We start from the raw sequence: 19,539 nt of genomic DNA on the forward strand, positions 1-19,539 counted from the left end.
CGGCGCTTCCTGCCTGCCCTCGCACACCGCTTTAGTTTCCCCAGCCCCATGCCATTTATGGTAAATTGCGCTTCTTTTTGTTTATTTTATAGTTGATACGTTCAAATAATGTCGAAAATTTGGTCAAAAGAAGAAACTCTCTGGAGTTTTGCACTATATGGGACTGCGGTCGGCGCAGGCACCCTTTTCCTCCCCATTCAGTTGGGTTCCGCGGGGGCTATCGTGCTGTTTATTACCGCACTGGTTGCCTGGCCTCTGACTTACTGGCCTCATAAAGCGCTGTGCCAGTTTATCCTCTCTTCGAAAACCTCCGCTGGCGAAGGGATCACCGGTGCGGTAACGCATTATTACGGCAAGAAGATCGGCAGTCTCATCACCTCGCTATACTTTATTGCGTTTTTCGTGGTGGTCCTGATTTACGCCGTGGCGATAACCAATTCCCTGACGGAACAGCTGGCAAAGCAGATGACGGTAGACCTGCGGGTGCGTGTTCTGGTCAGCCTGGGCGTCGTATTGATTCTGAATCTGATTTTCCTGATGGGACGACATGCGACTATCCGCGTGATGGGCTTTTTAGTGTTTCCGCTTATCGCCTATTTCTTATTTCTGTCACTTTATTTGACCGGAAGCTGGCAGCCCGCGTTATTGACCAGCCAGATGTCTTTCGATCGGCACACACTTCATCAGGTATGGATATCCATTCCGGTGATGGTTTTCGCTTTTAGCCATACGCCCATTATCTCCACGTTTGCTATCGACAGACGTGAAAGATACGGAGAGCAGGCCATGGGTAAATGCAAAAAAATCATGAAGGTGGCTTATCTGATCATTTGCCTGAGCGTGCTGTTTTTCGTTTTCAGCTGTCTGCTCTCCATTCCGCCATCCTATATTGAAGCCGCGAAACATGAAGGCGTGACCATCCTGTCAGCGCTGTCTATGATGCCAGCCGCACCGGCATGGCTCTCCATTTCAGGGATTATTGTCGCCGTTGTCGCGATGTCAAAATCGTTTCTGGGCACCTATTTTGGAGTGATTGAAGGGGCAACAGAGATAGTACGAACGGCGTTACTTCAGACTGGCGTGAAGAAAAGCCGGGCATTTAATCGCGCCCTGTCTATCATGCTGGTCTCGCTGATTACCTTTGTCGTTTGCTGCATTAATCCCAACGCCATTTCGATGATTTATGCGATCAGCGGCCCGCTTATCGCCATGATTTTGTTTATCATGCCGACGCTGTCGACCTATCTGATCCCCGCGCTCAAACCATACCGCTCTCTGGGAAATCTGCTTACCCTGATTGTGGGTCTGCTTTGCGTGTCCGTGATGTTTTTTGGCTAATCTCAATACAAAACGGCTCATCCACCTGAAGAGGGGCCAGCCGTTTTACTCAGTCTTTAATCTATCGGCATAATAGTGAGGGCGACCCGACTGTCGTAAACGTCCAGCCTTCCCGCCAGGGTTGTATCAAAAACGAGAACGTCGCGTCCTTTGATAAATAAATAAGCGGCATGGCCTTGCGTTCATGGCTGCCCTGCAATTCGTCAGACGGATATCGGACCAGATTATGCGTCGTAATAATATAGTTTTGCTGCAACTTCTGGTACGTAAAATAAATAATCCGGCTAATTTTATAAGAATGAGCGTCGGGCGTATTCAACACGCCGGTTAATGTCACGATCCCCTGATGATTATGCATCTGGTAGGTAATATCACCAGCAAAAAGTTCATGATCAATATCCCAGACGGCATAACCACTGCAATCAATTTTCGGATTAATGCTGTGCGCATACCAGAATCCTCCGCCACCCACAATGAAGATCGTGATAATAATAGCCGCTGCCAGTATTTTAATTTTCATCATTTATCGAATAGTAGGTTATACACTTTACGGACGGATTTTCTCTGGCATCCTCCGGGCATATAATCGCCGTGATATTTTTTGCGCTGCTCATTCCTGAGAGAAACACATAGTTATTGTTATCGCAAATCTCGCGATGTTTGTGCATAAAGCGAATATAATTTAGCTCCAGCACATCATTCCCTTTTTGCAGGACGGTACAGGATGAAAAAGTCTCGGAGTCCAGAACCTCATAAGACGACAGCAGCGACTCTGGAGACATATAAAACAGGCTGGCGGCAATGCTTATCATCACCACCAGAAGCGCCAGTCCGCAAAGCGCCGCAGGCAACGAGAGATGGCGCTTTTTTATTGGCGTGTCTCCCTTCGGCTCCATTTGGGGTGCAACAATCTGCGCCGGCGCTTCGGTCGCTGATGCTTTTGCGGTTATCTCATCCGTCTGAATATTCGCTGAAATCATCATACCGCGACGGGCAATGGTTTTTATAAGATCGCGCGGTAACCCAATATCACTTAACGCATTTCTTAGAATGAGAATCGTCTGATAAAAAGTATTCGCCGAGGTAACATGATTCTTCTCTCCCCAACCCGCTGTAATCAGCTGGTTTTGAGAAACCACCGTGTTGTTATGCTGAATAAGATATAAAAGGATAAGGCTTGCAGGACTCTGTAACGTTACGGTCTTCTGCATTGCGCTATTCGATAACGCCCGGTTTCCAGGGTGAAAGTCAACCAGGTTATTAATTGTGTAACATCTGGCGTGTTTTAACAAATCCGACACAGTATTCCTTCTGGCATTCACATGATGAATGCCATGCTACAAAATTCTTATATCGAGATCACTATAAATATTTGATTATGCGATTACTGTCAAATGCCAGCGGTAAAATTACTTATAAATCAAAAACCTTAAGTCAAAAAAGATCATTTGTTCTTAATTAAGACTATTTTTAAAGCATTTTCATGCTCTCCTGATATTATTACGATAAGCTTAAAAAGCACACAAATACATAATTTATTAATTATGAAAAACAATAGCGATTTTACAATTAAGATACAGCAATTAACATTGATGCAACTTTTGTCCATAAATGCCATTTAACAAAATATCTTAAACATTTTTGCAATATAACTATTCCTGGATTTTGCTATAAAAGTCCTGGATGCTAAATTGTTTCTGTCTCTGACGAGACACTGCCCCAGGAAAATAAGTAGCATGTAAATAGCCACTATTATAAATGCATCGCAAGGCTTTAAGAAAAATAGCAATAAGTGATATACATCGATTTTTTACGCACGCTAATTGCCGTCTGGCAAAGTATTGACATATTTAAAAACGGATGAAATTATGAAATTATCTACGGATAGGGAGGTTCCTGTATGGAGCTGGATGTTAAATTAAAAAACCTTACGTGCAGTAGTTGTTCTTTACATTGTAAAATAATGCCAGAAAAATCACCTCGTTTACAATATTGTGCTAACGCATGTTTTTGTATGTGGCCGGAAGAAAGTATCTACTTTAACAGAGGTGTTATTGAGGGCATTTTAAATAATAATCATAATGCACGATTAAATGGTTATATTTTTGTCGATTTCTCTATCAGCTTTTTGCGGCTGTTTCTCGACAAACAGTGGATTGATTATCTCGCCAGCACGCGTATGGGTATTGTACTGGTGAGCGATCGGAACATGCAGTCGTTAGCCAACTACTGGCGTAAACATCATCCGGCGGTTTCTGTCGTCATTTATCACGATGATGGACTGGCGGTTGCAAATGAAAAAATCAGACAAGTATTTATTGGGCGACATCTGTCTTTTACAAAAGGGAATACCCTGACCCAGACGGAGTTCATCATTATGGGTAACATGGTTGCAGGGAAAAATCCGCATCAAATCGCCGAGTTACTGAGTATGGATATCCGCAGCGTCTATGCTTATAAACAGAGGATCGAGAAAAGAATGGGCGGGAAGATAAACACGCTGTTTATTCATTCGCATCCACTCTCCAATGAAAAAGCCGCATTCCCAATGATCACAAAGGAATGCAAAGGCTCGCTTATTCATCTGCAAAGACGGCGTTAGCATTGAAGACAACAGTCGGGCACCGGTCCCGGCTATTTTATATAGGAATCCAGCACCTTCAGGATCACCTCCAGATCGTCTTCGCGCTTCACTTCATCGCTCTGATGAACAATGTGTTCGGTCAGATGCCCTTTGATCACCTCACGCATTAATCCGTTCACCGCGCCGCGTATCGCCGCGATTTGCTGCAATACCGCGGCACACTCGTGAGGCTCATCCAGCATTTTTTTCAGTGCGACAACCTGCCCCTGGATTTTACTGGCGCGAGCTTTAAGTTTTTGTTTATCCCGGATCGTATGTGACATAACAACGCCTTATTAACATAAATCATTATGAATTATAGCATTGTGACGCTACTGGGGGGTAGTATTTGGTACTGGGGGGGAGTAGAATGCGGGGAAATAAGACAACTAAGAATCATTCTCATGGGCGAATTTTCAACATTACTTCAGCAAGGAAACGCCTGGTTCTTCATTCCCAGCGCCATTCTGTTGGGCGTATTACATGGGCTGGAACCCGGGCACTCCAAAACGATGATGGCGGCGTTTATCATCGCCATCAAAGGAACGATTAAGCAGGCTGTGATGCTGGGGCTGGCAGCCACGCTTTCACATACCGCCGTTGTGTGGCTTATCGCCCTGGGCGGCATGTACATCAGCAGAGCGTTTACCGCAGAATCCGTGGAACCCTGGCTACAACTGGTCTCCGCCATCATTATTCTGAGCACGGCGTTCTGGATGTTCTGGCGTACCTGGAAAGGGGAGCGGGACGGGTTGGCTAACAGGCTTCCTGCCCACACTCACCACCATCACGACCATGAGCACCACCATCACGACCACGACCATCACCACGACCACCAGCATGTTCATATTTCCCTGAAGGGGCTAACGGACGGATCGCACGCCTGGCAGGATGCCCATGAACGGGCACATGCGACCGATATTCAGCGCCGCTTTCACGACCAGGAAGTGACAAACGGACAGATTTTACTGTTTGGCCTGACGGGCGGCCTGATTCCTTGCCCGGCAGCCATCACCGTATTGCTGATCTGCATCCAGCTTAAAGCCTTCACGCTGGGAGCCACGATGGTACTGTGCTTCAGCATTGGTCTGGCGTTAACGCTGGTAGCCGTTGGCGTAGGCGCAGCCATCAGCGTGCAACAGGCCGCAAAACGCTGGAGCGGATTTAATACCCTGGCGAGAAAAGCCCCCTATTTCTCCAGCATACTGATCGGTCTGGTGGGACTTTATATGGGAATGCATGGTTATCTGGGCATTATCCACTAATTGTTCCCCGCCTTTTTCCACAAACGTGCAGCGACCCGGGCGCTGCACGTCCGTTCATATCAATTTTTCGCAAGCCATGAGCAGACCGTAGACAGGCGGTAAGCCGCTCTGATGAGTAAGGCGCATTAACGAATCTTTCCAGAAAGTCGCCTGGCCGTATAATTCGATGCTATTACCCGACGCGTATTGCAGTTCCGCGCTTTTGCGACAAGCGCGCAGGCATTGCGGATTTATTGCGGAAAAATTGTTCTCTCCCACGCTCAACATCAGCATAATTCCGCGCAGAAAACACACTTCATGCGAACAAAACGCACTATATCAACTGGCAACTTAAATACGATTGCATCAATTGTTGATCTTAATCAAATGGGGTTTATTGGAAACTAAGCCTTTTAAGCTCCAAAAGATCCAACAAAATAAAATAAAATTCCTAAAGTAAAGAGTACGCACCTAATAGTCAGCAACAGAAACAGTATAGTGATGCTGATGATTATTATAAAACCGGTATCTATTTACATCACACATTCAATTAATTAACACACCGATATGGAACGACTTTACGGCTAAATCATTAATACCAATAAAGCGAATATCTAATTATCTTAATATCGACGCAACCGATCTATTTCCAGTTTTTAATAGCCACCACCTATTACAAAAGATTTATTCGGATGTTTTAAACGATTTTCATATTTAAGATTACTGTCGTTAAAATTCCGGCATAAGAAAAAAGATATATTTTCAGATGGGCTATTTGTCGCCTGGGACGCATTGTTGAATAAAAACGGAGAAGGCGTGTGCAGCAGCACATTTTTCTATTTCAACGCCTCAATACCAGGATTAATACCAATATTTTCGCCAACACTGACTTAATACAGCAACATTCCAGCACAGTGCCATTTTTATGAATGTCCCTGAGCATTGGGAACACCCTGAATTCTCAGGGTAAATCAACACGACTGAATGAAAATGGAGTTTAGTTATGAAACTGAATCGTGCCCTAATTCCGGCGCTGGTGATCTCCGCGATCTATTCTGCGGGCGCGCTGGCTTCTGATAATACCATTACATTTATGGGAGAAGTTTCTGATGAAACCTGTTCCGTATCGGTAAATGGTTCTGAGGCCTCACCTGTCGTCTTACTGCCTACCGTCACGGTAAACACCTTGAACACCAATCAGGTTGCAGGACAAACGACCTTCGACATCGGCGTCAGCGGATGCACCGGCTCAGCCTCCGGGATCAATATTTCGACCGTCTTCGTCGGAAATAACATCAGCGCCACGACCGGGAACCTGGCCAGCAATGGCTCGGCGAGCGATGTTGAAATTCAGATCCTCGACACCAGTGATACAGAGATCGATTTTCGCAACGCGTTTAATGGCGGCGGAGATTTAGCGCTGGCGGCAAATGAGACATCAGCCACGGCAACCTACAAGGCCCAATATTACTCAGGGGGCGCAGCAACCACCGGTACGGTGCAGGCCTCCATGCAATACGCGGTTTCTTACCAGTAATTTAACCCAGGCGGGAATTTCGTCCCGCCCTCTTTCGACCAGGGAGTAATAAATGAACCCCATTCGCGACGCCCTGTATTCTCTCGCGGGGTTTCTGTTTATCTTTTTTACACTCTGGAGTGAACACGTCGCCGCCAGTATTACCATGACCGGGACGCGAATTATTTATAATGGTTCAGCCAACTCTGTCGATGTTCATTTAAAGAATAAAGATTCCTTCCCTTATGTGGTCTCAACCTGGTTCGATAACGGCAATATGGTAGACGGGCCGGAGAAATCAGCTCAACTTCCCTTTATCGCCACGCCGCCGGTATTTCGTATTCAACCCGGCGAAGGGCAAATTATTCGGATTGTTTTTACGGCGGCCCAGTCCCTGCCACAAGACAGGGAATCTCTGTTCTATTTTAATTTTATGCAGGTTCCGCCCGCGAATGTGGGCCAACGTAGCCCGGATCAGGGCAATCAAAACAGCCTGCTGATCATGCTACGCAACCGGGTGAAGTTATTTTATCGTCCGGCTGAATTAAACGGTAATCCACAAAAAATGCTGGCGAACCTTCAGGTCACGCGGACAGGTCAAACCGGCATCACCATTAAAAATAATCAGCCTTATTACATCACCATTGCCGGGCTACAGTTGATCAATGCCTCAGAAACCCGCGCCCAAAAAGCAGGCATGATTGCCCCTTTCAGCAGTGAGCGTTATGTCTTTACCGACGCCCGATCGGCTGCAAATCAGCGTGTTCGCATCACGTTGATTAACGATCAGGGAGCCAGAATCAGTGAAGATTTTCCTCTTTAATCGCCCGGCGGGTTTCGGCCTGATGGTATGCGTTACGGCATTTTCCGCTGCGGCCAGGGCTGATTACTATTTTGATCCCGCGCTGCTCCAGGGGTCCGCATACGGTCATGGTCTGGATCTCCAGCGCTTTAATCATACCCAAGACAGCGTGCCTGCGGGTGAATACGTGCTGGATATTTATCTTAATAGCCAGTTGATTCGCCAGCAGGAAAAGATCGAACTTATCGCATCCGCCACGCCGGATAACGCCGTCGAACCCTGTCTGCCGTTTGAGGTGGTTCGCGCCAGCGCGATTCGCACACGCTCCTCTGCGGCATCTTCAACGCCGCACTGTCTGCGCATCAGCGAGACCGGGCAAAAAATCAGTTGGCAAGTGGATATGGCGAAGCTGCGCCTGAATATGACGATTCCTCAGGCCGGGCTTTACCACGCTCCCCGGGGGTATATTCCCGTTTCCGAATGGGACGCCGGAGAAACCGCGCTGTTTTTGCGCCACAATACCAATTTTTATCATACGGAAAATACAGACTCACGCCTGCGCTACGACTACCTGTGGAGCAATATCAATGGCGGTTTCAACATCGGGCTGTGGCAATTTCGCCATCAGGGGAACCTCCGCTATGCCGATGACAACCAGACGGGTAGCCACTACAAATACAATGCGGTAGCGACTGCGATTCAGCGCCCTCTTCCTCAGTTTGAGAGCGTGATAGCGTTTGGGGACAATTACACCAACAGCAGCCTGTTCGGCAGCCTCTCATTCAACGGCATAAAACTGAACACCGATCAACGGATGTGGCCGCAGGGCAAACGCGGTTATGCGCCGGAAGTGCGCGGCGTGGCGACCACAACCGCCCGCGTGGTGGTACGCCAGCAGGGTAAAGTGATTTACGAAACCACCGTCGCGCCCGGCGCTTTTGTTATTAACGATCTCTACAATACCCGTGGCCAGGGCGATCTGGCCGTCGATGTCATCGAAGCGAACGGGCAAATCTCAAGTTTTACCGTTCCCTACTCGGCGGTTCCTGATTCCGTTCGACCGGGAAACTGGAACTATGAGCTGGCAATGGGCTACGTTCGCCACTACTACAGCGTGGAGAATAAATTTGTCGAAGCCGTTTTGCAGCGCGGGATGAGCAACACGCTAACCGCCAATTTGGGTTCACGGCTGGCCGATGATTATCAGGCGTTTCTGCTGGGCGGGGTGATGGCAACATCCGTCGGGGCATTCGGCCTCAATACCGTTTACTCAAACGCCAGAGTCGAAAACGACGATAACGAGCAGGGCTGGCGCATTGAGGCCAGCTACAGCAAAACGTTTACCACCGGCACAAATCTGGTGCTGGCGGCCTACCGTTACTCCACCAGCGGTTATCGTGATTTGCAGGATGTGCTGGGCGTGCGCCGTCAGCAGAAAAACAGCGTGGCGTATTATTCGGATACGCTGCACCAGCGTAATAACTTTTCCGCCACGCTCAGCCAGCCGATGGGCGACTGGGGCATGGTTAGCTTCACCGGCAGTACGTCAGATTACTACAGCGACGCGTCGCGCATCACCCAACTCCAGTTTGGCTACAGCAACAGCTGGCGCAACATCACCTTTAATCTTAGCGCCGCCAGACAGCGCAGCAGTTATGCCAGCCGCTACGACACCAGCGTAAACGACCAGGATTTTGACCGCGAAAACCAGCGTAAATACACCGAAAACACGCTTTCACTGGGGATCTCCATCCCCTTCGATGTTGGCGCCAGCCGCACGCAGCTAAATCTGGATATGAATCGCAGCCGCGACGTTCGCACCGCCACGGTGGGGATAAGCGGCGCCACGGGCGAGAACAGCGCCACATCCTGGGCCGTTTATAGCGGCCTGGAGCGAGATAAGCACGACGGCAGCAGCGCAACCTGGGGCGGCAACGTGGAGCAACGAACCGCCGTCGGCGCGTTTCGCGGCTTTGCCTCCCGCGGCAGCGATTACCAGCAATATGGTCTGGGGATGTCCGGCACGCTGGTTGCGCACCGCGGCGGGATCACCGCTGGCCCCTACACCAGCGATACATTTGCGCTTATCGAAGCGCCAGGCGCACGCGGCGCGGCGGTACGTAACGGGCAAGGCGCAACGGTCGATTATTTCGGCTATGCCCTGCTCCCTTCCATGACCCCCTATCGCTATAACACCGTAAGCCTGGACAGCGGAAACATGAATGCCGAAGTTGAGCTACAGAGCGGCAGCAAGCGCATCGTGCCCTACGCCGGCGCGATTTCCCGCGTGAAATTCACGACCACCAGCGGTAAAGCGGCGCTCATCAACACAACGCTTCCCGATGGCGACCAGCCGCCGATGGGCTCTGACGTGACGGACGGCCACGGCGAATCCGTGGGAATGGTCGGCCAGGGCGGGCAAATTTACGCCCGACTGGCGGAACAGTCCGGCGTGCTGTTCGTACAGTGGGGGCAAAAATCCACGCAGCGGTGCCAGGTCTGGTATCAACTACCGGCTAAAACGCATGCGCCGCTGTATCAGCTCACACTACCTTGTCGTCAGGAATAACGTATGAAAATCAGACAGCTCTTTTACGGCCTGTTATTCAGCGGCATGGTTGCGCATCCTGCCCTGTCCGCCTGCATTAAGGTCACGTCAGCCAGCCCCCTTTCTCAGGCGGCGAAAGACGCAGGCTATGTGGGCGCCAGTTGGGGCGGCGTGGGGGACGGCGATGTAAAAGGGAAACTGGGCTTGCCCGGCGTCATTACCTTAAGCAACGGGGCGGGATTTCAGAGCGAAGGCACGTTGCTGGGCAGCGCCGCTGCCAGTTTCGTCCCCAATGGACGAACGCAGGGCGTCACGGCCAATCAGATTATGTTTCGCTGTACCGTTTCCGAAATCGGCCAGGTATATGAATACTACGCCACCAACGGCGACGATTACTGGGGAGGCATGGTCGACGTACCGGGAATCGACGGCGCTTACTACACCTACGTTAAAAACGTGGCGGTCAGGCTGACCAATCTAAAAACCGGAGAATATTACTCCCGTTACTGGAAAGCGCGCGCAATCCCGGAAAGTGAAATGTTCAATGACGGCACCTATATCTACGTCCCAGCCAGCGCCTTTAGCGACGTATTTGTTGAACTGTTTCGGGTTGATGACAGCGCCAGAGGCGTTGATGGTTCCAACCGTTATACCTATCCCTACGCGGGACCGGCAGGCTATATCGCTTTCCACGGCGGCGGCATGAGTTCAGGGCTTTTCGAGGGCGCTGACAGCCGAACCAACTATAGCGGCTGGGGCGCAGCGCAGTGGCCCGGCGGCTGGACGTTAACCAGCCAGACCGTGTTCGTGCGCGGCGCCGCCTGCCGGGTCAACGACTATCCTGCCATTGTCAGGTTACCGCCTACCAGCGTTGGCGAACTCATCAGCGGCGGCAGCAGTCAGGCTCCTTTTAGCATTAGCGTCGAATGCGAAACCGGGGCGTTGTCCGGCACGACGGCGTCCACCAGCTTAAGAGCATATGTAGCGATGGGATTCCTGGTCAGCAATCCCACCGCAGCCAATGCGGCCTCTCAGTTGGGCCTCAAGACCGGTTCCGGCGCCTATACATGGCTACTCGACAATCATTATGGCGTAAACGGCGTTGCATCAGGCGTCGGCATTCGCCTCTACAGCGACAAGCAAAATGGCAATGCGCTGAATCTTCTGCCCAACCAAATAGCCACAGCCACGGGCAACGCGGGCGGCTGGTACGGCTATCAGGATCTGACCACGCAAACCGCCAGCGGCTCAACCAGCCTCTACAGCGGCGACTTTACCGCCTCTCTGGAAGCGATTCCGGGGGAAAACGTAACAGCAGGAACGGTCTATGCACAGCTCCAGGTGGTGGTCAGTTTTCAGTAACTGGCCCACATACACGCTTCTTATCGTCTGGACAGGTTGGACGGCGGCTCCCGCACGGGCCGTGGTCAATACGGAAGTGACTCGCGTTATTTTTAACGCCGGAGAGAGCCATTATTCGCTGGCGCTGGCAAATTCAGCGCAGCACCCTGCCCTGGTTCAAATCTGGACGGATGAAGGCGATCCGCTGAGTCAGCCTGCTGAGACCATCACGCCCATCGTCGCGATACCGCCCGTATTCAAAATGCAGCCAACGGAAATTCGGACGGTAAAGTTACAGCTCGCAGAGAAGCCTGGGTTAGCGCGCGAGCGGGAGTCGCTTTACTGGCTGAATATCTACCAGATCCCGCCGATGACCGATCAGGACGCAAAAACGCGGCAAAAACTCGTTCTGCCGCTGCGCATCCGCATGAAAGTGTTTATTCGTCCACAGGGCGTTGGGCCATTGAGAGAGCAGGATGGCGAACGGCTGACCTTCACATTCCAGCCGCAGGAGGCGCAGCTTTATGTTAATAACCCGACGCCGTGGTACATCACGCTGGCAGCGCTGGCGTGCGACAACACCAGCGCAACGCCGCTGATGATCGCTCCGCTGTCTTCACAACCGCTAGCGTTATCCGGGAAAGTGGGACATTGTCGTACCGTCAGGTACGAGCTTATCAACGACCACGGTAATCGCTGGGTTTATGAGAAACCGATAATAAACAGCGGGGCGCCGGAAAATACCGTGGGCAGAAACCCACGGCGATGACCGGTAAAACGCATCAGGCGCGGATATCGTCATACTCGCGCGTTTTATCGAACTCATGTTTGGCGAAAGGGCAAAGCGGAATAACCTTGCGGTTCTCCTGGCGCATCTTTTCAACCACCTTCGCGACAAGCTGTTTACCGACGCCCTGCCCCTTCAGACTGGGATCGACATCCGTATGCTCAATAATGCTCAGATGTTCGCCCGTCGGTACAAATACGATTTCGGCGACCTGATTACCCGCAGCATCATTCACATAAAATTTGTTGTGGCCTTCGAGTATCTCCATCATTTCCTCACTTATTTCTGGCGGTATTTCAGCGCGCCGCTCGGACAGGTATCAATAACATGCACAACCGTTGCCACATCCACTTCATCCGGGATGATCCACGGCTTACGTTTCAGATTAAAGAGCTTCGCACTACCGCGCACGCAATTACCCGAGTGCTGACAAATGGCCGTATTGAAATAGACATCGATTTTCTCGCCGGTATAGGCCCGGTAACCCGCATCCAGTAGTTCCTGATCCATGACATTGCCTCTGTAATTGTTATGTTTTCGCTAGTAAGCATAGCCCCGTCAAAGTGGCGTGGCTACAGGAAAACAGAGGCATTTGCCAGTTGATGAAAAGTCGTCGTTGCGCAAAATAACGTTAAGTCATAAACCAGTAATAAAAGAGACCAACTTTTAATCCAAGGATCACAATATAGGCACAGCAGTACTTCATGGTGCCAGACATTATCTGATTCGCCTGTCCTTCCATTTTGGTTGCCGAAACCGCAATGGCGATACTTTGCGGTGAAATCATTTTCCCGCCCGTTGCGCCGGAGGTATTTGCCGCAGCCAGCCAGTTTGGATCAATATTTAATTTACTGGCGGCAATGGTTTGTAGTTTACCAAACAGAATATTCGAGTTGGTGTCGCTGCCGGTAACAAACGTTCCCAGCGCGCCAATCACCGGAGCGAGAAAAACGTACGAGCTTCCGGTCAGATCGACAATCGACTGGGCCAGCGTGGAGATAATACCGCTAAGATCCATTACCGTTGCCAGGGCGACGATCGCCATAATCGCGACAATGGAATTTTTAAGCTGGAACACGGTTTTGACAAACACTTCCAGCATACCGCGTGCTGATGCCCCCTGAATAAAACCGCCAATAATGGTCGCAAAGATGATCAACATTCCGGGCGTGGTGACCCATTCGACTTTCAGCGCCAGCGTTTTGCCATCGGCCAGCGTAAAATGCAGCACCGAAGCCAACTGAGAAGCCGCCGCTTTTATCGTTGGGAATAACGGCGAGCACAGCAGAATAAAGACAAAAATAAACAGATAGATAGAACCGACCCGGAACAGCACTTTCGCCGAGCGCGGCGTCGTTTCACGGGTGTGGCTGACTTCAATGCGCCACTCGGGATCTGTTTTCCCTTTGCGCAGGCGGCTGGCAATTGCGACGGCAAAAAGACTGACCAGACTGCCGGCAAAGGCGGGTAATTCTGCCCCGAGATGTATGGCGACAAAATACTGCGGAACAAGCGTTGTGATACCGCAAAGCAGCGTAATAAGGAACACGCCGCGAATGGCTTTCAGGCCACCGCCAATAATGCAAATTATGACAAACGGCAGCAGGATATTAAAAAGGGCTAATTGCAGAATAATCGTTCCGCCTAAGGTGTAAACCGGCAGATTAACCTGTTCAGCCAGGATAGAGACCGGAATACCAACCGCCCCGAACGCCGTGGGGACGGTGTTGGCCACAAGTGAAGCAATTGCTGCCTTCAGTGGGTTGAATCCCAGCGCGATGAGAATACCGATAGGTATCGCGACCGCCGTACCGTACCCGGCAGCCGCTTCAAGGAATCCACCGAAACACCACGAAATCAGCAGTACCTGAATACGCTTATCTTCGCTAATACTGGCGAGAATATCGCGGAGAATATCCAGCGCTTTGGTCGCCTGCATGACGTTATAACTGAATATAGCGCCGAGGATCACAATCACGATCGGCCATAATCCTTTCAGTGCGCCATAACCCATCGAGGCTTTAAGATTTTGTACTGGCATGTCCCAGAATATTGCAGACAGCGCGGCAGTGAATGCCAACGAAATCAAAACTGAATAATGGATGGGCATTTTCAATTTCAGAATTAAAAATACCATAAGCAGCAAAGGAGAGAGTGCCAGGGCAAACATAAAATATTCGTTCATTACTATTCCTGATTGGTTCATTAAACCTGATTTATATTTATGGTGGGGAGGCTACATTGCTGGTCAAATGAAATATGTAAACTGAATCGCTTCAGTGAATAAAGTAATTATGATTTGTAGTTTTGTAACTATTGTAATCTTTTAATTAAAATCCAATGCCAGGCAAATATACTTAAGAGCAAGACAGATACCTATAAATAGTTATTTAACAACCTGTTTAATAATGATATTGACGAAATTAGTAATCACTTGAAACTATTTTTCGGACGTTCACATCGCTGTAGTTTTCATTATAAAAATGTGAGCGATGCCGAAATAAATAAACCCGGGTATTGCATATGGGTATTGATTGGTGGATTATTCTATTTTGTCATACAAATGAACATAGAGTAGGATAAACCGAAAAACAATGGTCGTTTTTATTATTGATTTATGACCCGGTGGCCGGTTGCCATCGGGGCTAAATAGAAGTGAAGCAATGGAGCATTGATTGTGAATGTAAATTTCTTTGTTACCTGTATTGGTGACGCGCTGAAATCACGGATGGCACGAGACTCCGTATTGCTGCTGGAAAAACTGGGCTGCCGCGTTAATTTCCCTGAGAAGCAAGGGTGTTGCGGCCAGCCAGCCATCAACAGCGGCTACATCAAAGAAGCGATCCCTGGGATGAAAAACCTGATCGCAGCGCTGGAAGACAACGACGACCCGATTATCTCTCCTGCTGGCTCCTGTACCTACGCGGTAAAAAGCTACCCGACATATCTGGTCGATGAACCTGAATGGGCGTTACGTGCGGAAAAGGTCGCCGCGCGCATGCAGGATCTCACCTCCTTTATCGTTAATAAACTGGGTGTGGTGGATGTGGGAGCCAGCCTTCAGGGCAGAGCCGTCTATCACCCATCCTGTAGCCTGACCCGCAAGCTGGGAGTGAAGGAAGAGCCGCTCACGCTACTGAAAAACGTGCGCGGGCTGGAGCTGTTGACGTTTGCCGATCAGGATACCTGCTGCGGATTTGGCGGGACGTTCTCAGTCAAAATGGCCGAAATATCCGGCGAGATGGTGAAAGAGAAAGTCTTACACCTGATGGATGCCCGGCCTGAATATTTGATTGGCGCAGACGTCAGTTGCCTGCTGAACATTGGCGGTCGACTGCAACGGGAAGGCCAGCCGGTCAAAGTGATGCATATTGCTGAAGTGCTGATGAGCCGCTGAGGGGAAAGAGATGTCGATAAAAACCAGCGATGTAGAATTTAAACTGCGCATTCGTCAGCAAATTGAAGATCCGATCATGCGCAAAGCCGTGGCCAATGCGCAGGAGCGTATCGGCGCGAATCGGCAAAAAATGGTCGATGAGTTAGGGCACTGGGACGAATGGCGTGACCGTGCCAGCCAGATCCGCGATCACGTTCTGAGTAATCTCGACGCTTACCTGTATCAACTCACCGAGAAAGTGACAGAAAACGGCGGACACGTCTACTTCGCCAAAACCAAAGAAGAAGCCACCCGCTACATTTTACAGGTCGCACAAAGTAAAAACGCGCGCAAGGTAGTGAAGTCCAAGTCGATGGTGACCGAAGAGATTGGCGTCAATCATGTATTGCAGGATGCCGGAATTCAGGTGATCGAAACCGATCTGGGCGAATATATTCTCCAGTTGGATCAGGACCCGCCTTCACACGTTGTGGTTCCGGCAATCCATAAGGATCGCTATCAGATCCGTCGCGTACTGCATGAACGTCTGGGCTATGACGGCCCGGAAACGCCAGAAGCGATGACCTTATTCATCCGCCAGAAGATCCGCGAGGATTTCCTCAGCGCTGAAATCGGTATTACCGGCTGTAATTTCGCCGTGGCGGAAACCGGATCGGTGTGCCTGGTGACCAACGAAGGCAATGCGCGGATGTGTACCACGCTGCCGAAAACACACATTGCGGTGATGGGGATGGAGCGTATCGCCCCCACCTTTGCCGAGGTGGACGTACTGATCACCATGCTGGCGCGCAGCGCCGTTGGCGCACGTTTGACGGGTTACAACACCTGGCTGACCGGCCCACGCGAGGCAGGCCACGTTGACGGGCCGGAAGAGTTCCATCTGGTTATCGTGGATAACGGGCGTTCCCAGGTACTCGGTTCTGAATTTCGCGACGTGCTGCGCTGCATTCGCTGCGGAGCCTGTATGAACACCTGCCCGGCATACCGCCACATTGGTGGACACGGCTATGGCTCAATCTATCCCGGCCCTATCGGCGCGGTGATTTCCCCGCTGCTCGGCGGTTATAAGGATTTTAAAGATCTGCCGTATGCCTGTTCATTATGCACGGCCTGCGACAGTGTCTGCCCGGTGCGCATTCCGCTGTCAAAACTGATCCTGCGCCATCGCAGAGTGATGGCCGAAGAGGGCATTACCCCGAAAGCCGAGCGACGGGCGATCAAAATGTTCGCTTATGCCAACAGCCATCCAGGACTGTGGAAAGTCGGGATGATGGCGGGCGCCCATGCGGCAAGCTGGTTTATTAATGGCGGTAAAACGCCGCTTAAAGTCGGCGCTATTGGTGACTGGATGGAGGCGCGAGATCTCCCTGATGCTGACGGAGAGAGTTTCCGTAGCTGGTTTAAGAAACATCAGGCAGAGGAGAAAAAGAATGGATAACCGTAGCGCGTTTTTAAACACCATCGCCCAGGCGCTGGGCCGCCCGCTGCGATTCGAACCGCAGGCAGATACGCTGCCGGTTAACAACTATGCGAACGAGCGACTGACCGAACTTAGCCAGCAGCAGCGCTGCGACGCGTTTATCCAGTTTGCGAGCGATGTCATGCTGGTACGCTGCGAACTGACCAGCGAAGCGCAGGCGCCGGAAGCGGCGTTACGCCTGTGTGAAGAACTGGGGCATAAATCGGTGGTGCTCAGCGGCGATAGCCGACTGGTTGAACTGGGCATCACCGAACGCTTGCAACAGGAATGCAACGCCGTGGTCTGGGCCCCGGCCCGAGGAGCAGAGAATGTTACCCAGGCCGAACAAGCGAAAGTCGGCGTAGTGTATGCCGAATACGGCTTAACGGAATCGGGCGGCGTGGTGCTGTTTTCCGCGCCTGAGCGCGGGCGTTCATTAAGCCTGCTGCCGGAGTCCTCGATTTTCGTGCTACGCAAGAGCACCATCCTGCCACGCGTGGCGCAACTGGCGGAAAAACTGCATCAGAAAGCGCAGGCCGGTGAACGCATGCCATCGTGTATTAACATCATCAGTGGCCCCAGCTCAACGGCGGATATCGAACTGATCAAGGTGGTCGGCGTGCATGGCCCGGTTAAGGCGGTATATCTGATTATTGAAGATTGTTGATACGACTGTTAATGACCGCACTACTGGCACGGATGCCATAATAGCGGGCAGTTAATCCTGTTGGGAGTTGAATGCGGAGTTCAGGAAACTTGAAGCTGGAGCGGGCGAAGGGAATCGAACCCTCGTATAGAGCTTGGGAAGCTCTCGTTCTACCATTGAACTACGCCCGCTTCGAGATGCGTAAGGCATTATAAACCTTACGCTCTTATTGACAAGGTGCTTGCCCACTGACTGGCGATTAATTCACCGTCAGCATTTTGGTTTGCTCCCCTGCGGCGGTAAATAACGCAGCGGATCAATCGCTGTTGCGCGGTAGCGAATCTGGAAGTGCAAGCGAACGGAATCCGCATCAGTGCTCCCCATTGTGGCAATTTTCTGCCCGGCTTTCACGCTCTGCCCGTTGTTAACTAACAGCGTGTCGTTGTGGGCATAAGCGGTGATGTAATCCTCATTATGTTTAATCATGATGAGGTTCCCGTAACCGCGTAACTGGTTGCCGACATAGACCACCTTCCCTGCCCCTGCCGCATAAATCGGCGTACCGCGCGCGGCGGAAATATCAATGCCTTTGTTGCCGCCTTCCGCCGTTGAATAAGGCAAAATGACTTTGCCGCTGGCAGGCCAGCGCCAACAACGTTGCCCTACCGGAGGCCAGGAAGATTGCGGCACAGAAGAGGATGGTCTGACTGCCGCCGTTTTCGTAGAGGATTTCGCCGTGGTCGCACGCGATGAACCGGAACGCTTCGCCCCGCCGCCCAGTTTCAGTTTTTGCCCTACCTCAATGGTGTAAGGCGGGGAAATACCGTTCAGGCGGGCAAGTTCTTTCACGCTGGTTCCCGTCGTGCGCGAAATGCGGTAGAGCGTATCTCCCCGCTTAACGGTATAGACGGAACCCGAATCAGAAGATTGATTGCTGGAGCAGCCCGCTAAAAGCAAGCCTGCACAAAGCAGCATCACAATACTCAGGCTCTTGTTGTTCAGGCGTCCTGCACTCAAAACTATTCCTCGCAACATTTCAAACGCCTTATCATAGCAGCCAAAAGCCAGATGCCCAATGTATTGCCATCGGTGCCACGATATCTCCTTCTTGCCACCGCTACTTTTGGTAATGCCTTTCCACCCTATATAGACTACGCTAGTTGCCAGAGTATATGGCTTGCAGCAGTATGCAGCTATTTTCGTATTCAGGAGTTTTTATGACCGGGGAACATGTCATATTGCTGGATGAGCAGGGTAATCCTGACGGCATACTGGAGAAATATGCGGCTCATACCTCTGATACCCTTTTACATCTCGCCTTCTCATGCTGGTTGTTTAACGCGCAGGGGCAATTGCTGGTCACTCGCCGCTCGCTCAGTAAAAAAGCGTGGCCGGGAGTCTGGACCAACTCAGTATGCGGGCACCCACAGCAGGGAGAAAGCACTGAAGCGGCAATTATCCGACGCAGCCGTTTTGAGCTTGGCGTCGAAATTACCAACCTGACGCCCGTCTATCCAGATTTTCGCTATCGGGCAACTGACCCGAATGGCATCGTGGAAAATGAGGTCTGTCCGGTATACGCCGCGCAGGTGACCAGCGCGCTACAGGTAAACCCGGATGAAGTGATGGACTACCAGTGGAGCGGCCTGGAAACCGTACTGCAAGCATTGAGCGCGGCGCCGTGGGCGTTCAGTCCGTGGATGGTGTTGCAGGCGTCTGACGACAAGGCGCGTGAGTTGTTGCGGGAGTATAACCAGGGTTAATTTACTGGCTTTGTGCCCGGTGGCGCTACGCTTACCGGGCCTACAGAGGTGCAAAACATAGGCCGGATAAGGCGA

The 19,539-nt window shown here is 51.0% G+C and carries 19 protein-coding genes and 1 tRNA gene; 12 read left to right on the plus strand and 8 right to left on the minus strand.

Annotated elements, in window-relative coordinates; all coding sequences use genetic code 11:
- Positions 1-108: 108 nt before the first annotated feature.
- The gene (locus tag OGV67_RS13865; RefSeq protein ID WP_047461483.1) at positions 109-1,338 is read left to right on the plus strand and encodes an amino acid permease; all 1,230 of its coding nucleotides are present in this window, start codon (positions 109-111) and stop codon (positions 1,336-1,338) included.
- 61 nt (positions 1,339-1,399) lie between these two features.
- On the opposite strand, the gene OGV67_RS13870 is transcribed toward OGV67_RS13865, so the two are convergent.
- A complete protein-coding gene (locus OGV67_RS13870) occupies positions 1,400-1,861 on the minus strand; it encodes a YqeJ family protein (RefSeq protein ID WP_071257892.1) in 462 nt (153 codons plus the stop codon).
- Positions 1,848-2,549, minus strand: a complete 702-nt coding sequence (locus OGV67_RS13875; protein WP_112001586.1) for a winged helix-turn-helix domain-containing protein — start codon at positions 2,547-2,549, stop codon at positions 1,848-1,850. The genes OGV67_RS13870 and OGV67_RS13875 overlap by 14 nt, the downstream gene beginning before the upstream one ends.
- A 689-nt stretch (positions 2,550-3,238) precedes the next feature.
- On the opposite strand from OGV67_RS13875, the gene OGV67_RS13880 reads away from it, so the two are divergent.
- Positions 3,239-3,940: a helix-turn-helix transcriptional regulator gene (locus OGV67_RS13880; protein ID WP_024130913.1), complete on the plus strand. Its 702-nt coding sequence runs from the start codon at positions 3,239-3,241 to the stop codon at positions 3,938-3,940.
- A gap of 32 nt (positions 3,941-3,972) precedes the next feature.
- Here OGV67_RS13880 and rcnR read toward each other — a convergent pair whose 3' ends face one another.
- On the minus strand, positions 3,973-4,245 hold the full coding sequence (gene rcnR / locus OGV67_RS13885) for a Ni(II)/Co(II)-binding transcriptional repressor RcnR (RefSeq protein WP_012134972.1): 273 nt from the start codon (positions 4,243-4,245) through the stop codon (positions 3,973-3,975).
- A 120-nt stretch (positions 4,246-4,365) separates the two neighbouring features.
- Between rcnR and OGV67_RS13890 the strand changes: the two genes are divergently transcribed.
- From OGV67_RS13890 to OGV67_RS13915, 6 genes are all read left to right on the plus strand, one after another.
- Positions 4,366-5,226 carry a nickel/cobalt efflux protein RcnA gene (locus OGV67_RS13890; protein ID WP_115614448.1) on the plus strand — a complete coding sequence of 287 codons (861 nt, stop codon included), beginning with the start codon at positions 4,366-4,368 and terminating at the stop codon, positions 5,224-5,226.
- Between the two features lie 982 nt (positions 5,227-6,208).
- The gene (locus OGV67_RS13895; RefSeq protein ID WP_012134978.1) at positions 6,209-6,742 is read left to right on the plus strand and encodes a fimbrial protein; all 534 of its coding nucleotides are present in this window, start codon (positions 6,209-6,211) and stop codon (positions 6,740-6,742) included.
- Positions 6,743-6,794: 52 nt separating this feature from the next.
- Positions 6,795-7,544 carry a fimbria/pilus periplasmic chaperone gene (locus OGV67_RS13900; protein ID WP_115181194.1) on the plus strand — a complete coding sequence of 250 codons (750 nt, stop codon included), beginning with the start codon at positions 6,795-6,797 and terminating at the stop codon, positions 7,542-7,544.
- Positions 7,525-10,092 (plus strand): fimbrial outer membrane usher protein, encoded by a 2,568-nt coding sequence (locus tag OGV67_RS13905; protein WP_115614446.1) that lies wholly within the window; start codon positions 7,525-7,527, stop codon positions 10,090-10,092. Before OGV67_RS13900 ends, OGV67_RS13905 begins: the two co-directional genes overlap by 20 nt.
- Positions 10,093-10,095: 3 nt before the next feature.
- On the plus strand, positions 10,096-11,433 hold the full coding sequence (gene stbD / locus OGV67_RS13910; RefSeq protein WP_115614445.1) for a fimbrial usher protein StbD: 1,338 nt from the start codon (positions 10,096-10,098) through the stop codon (positions 11,431-11,433).
- A complete protein-coding gene (locus tag OGV67_RS13915; RefSeq protein WP_115614444.1) occupies positions 11,399-12,181 on the plus strand; it encodes a fimbria/pilus periplasmic chaperone in 783 nt (260 codons plus the stop codon). Before stbD ends, OGV67_RS13915 begins: the two co-directional genes overlap by 35 nt.
- A 13-nt stretch (positions 12,182-12,194) precedes the next feature.
- Here OGV67_RS13915 and OGV67_RS13920 read toward each other — a convergent pair whose 3' ends face one another.
- The 3 genes from OGV67_RS13920 to OGV67_RS13930 all read right to left on the minus strand — a co-directional run bounded on the left by OGV67_RS13920 (position 12,195) and on the right by OGV67_RS13930 (position 14,384).
- Complete coding sequence (locus OGV67_RS13920) at positions 12,195-12,467, minus strand: GNAT family N-acetyltransferase (protein WP_047463941.1); 273 nt, start codon at positions 12,465-12,467, stop codon at positions 12,195-12,197.
- A gap of 11 nt (positions 12,468-12,478) precedes the next feature.
- The gene (gene yjdI, locus OGV67_RS13925; protein WP_071257888.1) at positions 12,479-12,709 is read right to left on the minus strand and encodes a 4Fe-4S mono-cluster protein YjdI; all 231 of its coding nucleotides are present in this window, start codon (positions 12,707-12,709) and stop codon (positions 12,479-12,481) included.
- 121 nt (positions 12,710-12,830) lie between these two features.
- The gene (locus OGV67_RS13930) at positions 12,831-14,384 is read right to left on the minus strand and encodes an L-lactate permease (protein ID WP_058668056.1); all 1,554 of its coding nucleotides are present in this window, start codon (positions 14,382-14,384) and stop codon (positions 12,831-12,833) included.
- A gap of 492 nt (positions 14,385-14,876) precedes the next feature.
- Between OGV67_RS13930 and OGV67_RS13935 the strand changes: the two genes are divergently transcribed.
- From OGV67_RS13935 to OGV67_RS13945, 3 genes are read left to right on the plus strand one after another with little or no spacing between them, the layout of a single operon-like run.
- Positions 14,877-15,596, plus strand: a complete 720-nt coding sequence (locus OGV67_RS13935; protein WP_024130919.1) for a (Fe-S)-binding protein — start codon at positions 14,877-14,879, stop codon at positions 15,594-15,596.
- 10 nt (positions 15,597-15,606) lie between these two features.
- Entirely contained in the window at positions 15,607-17,034 is a 1,428-nt protein-coding gene (locus tag OGV67_RS13940) for a LutB/LldF family L-lactate oxidation iron-sulfur protein (protein ID WP_047461453.1), read from the plus strand.
- Complete coding sequence (locus OGV67_RS13945) at positions 17,027-17,722, plus strand: LutC/YkgG family protein (protein WP_047461449.1); 696 nt, start codon at positions 17,027-17,029, stop codon at positions 17,720-17,722. Before OGV67_RS13940 ends, OGV67_RS13945 begins: the two co-directional genes overlap by 8 nt.
- A 96-nt stretch (positions 17,723-17,818) precedes the next feature.
- On the opposite strand, the gene OGV67_RS13950 is transcribed toward OGV67_RS13945, so the two are convergent.
- A tRNA-Gly gene (locus OGV67_RS13950) sits at positions 17,819-17,892 on the minus strand.
- A gap of 79 nt (positions 17,893-17,971) precedes the next feature.
- Positions 17,972-18,718: an amidase activator ActS gene (gene actS / locus OGV67_RS13955; RefSeq protein ID WP_058668057.1), complete on the minus strand. Its 747-nt coding sequence runs from the start codon at positions 18,716-18,718 to the stop codon at positions 17,972-17,974.
- A gap of 200 nt (positions 18,719-18,918) precedes the next feature.
- Between actS and idi the strand changes: the two genes are divergently transcribed.
- On the plus strand, positions 18,919-19,464 hold the full coding sequence (idi, locus tag OGV67_RS13960) for an isopentenyl-diphosphate Delta-isomerase (protein WP_012134992.1): 546 nt from the start codon (positions 18,919-18,921) through the stop codon (positions 19,462-19,464).
- Positions 19,465-19,539: the final 75 nt, after the last annotated feature.

The organism is Citrobacter sp. CK188, from assembly GCF_030333525.1.
GTDB classification, from domain to species: Bacteria; Pseudomonadota; Gammaproteobacteria; order Enterobacterales; family Enterobacteriaceae; genus Citrobacter_B; species Citrobacter_B koseri.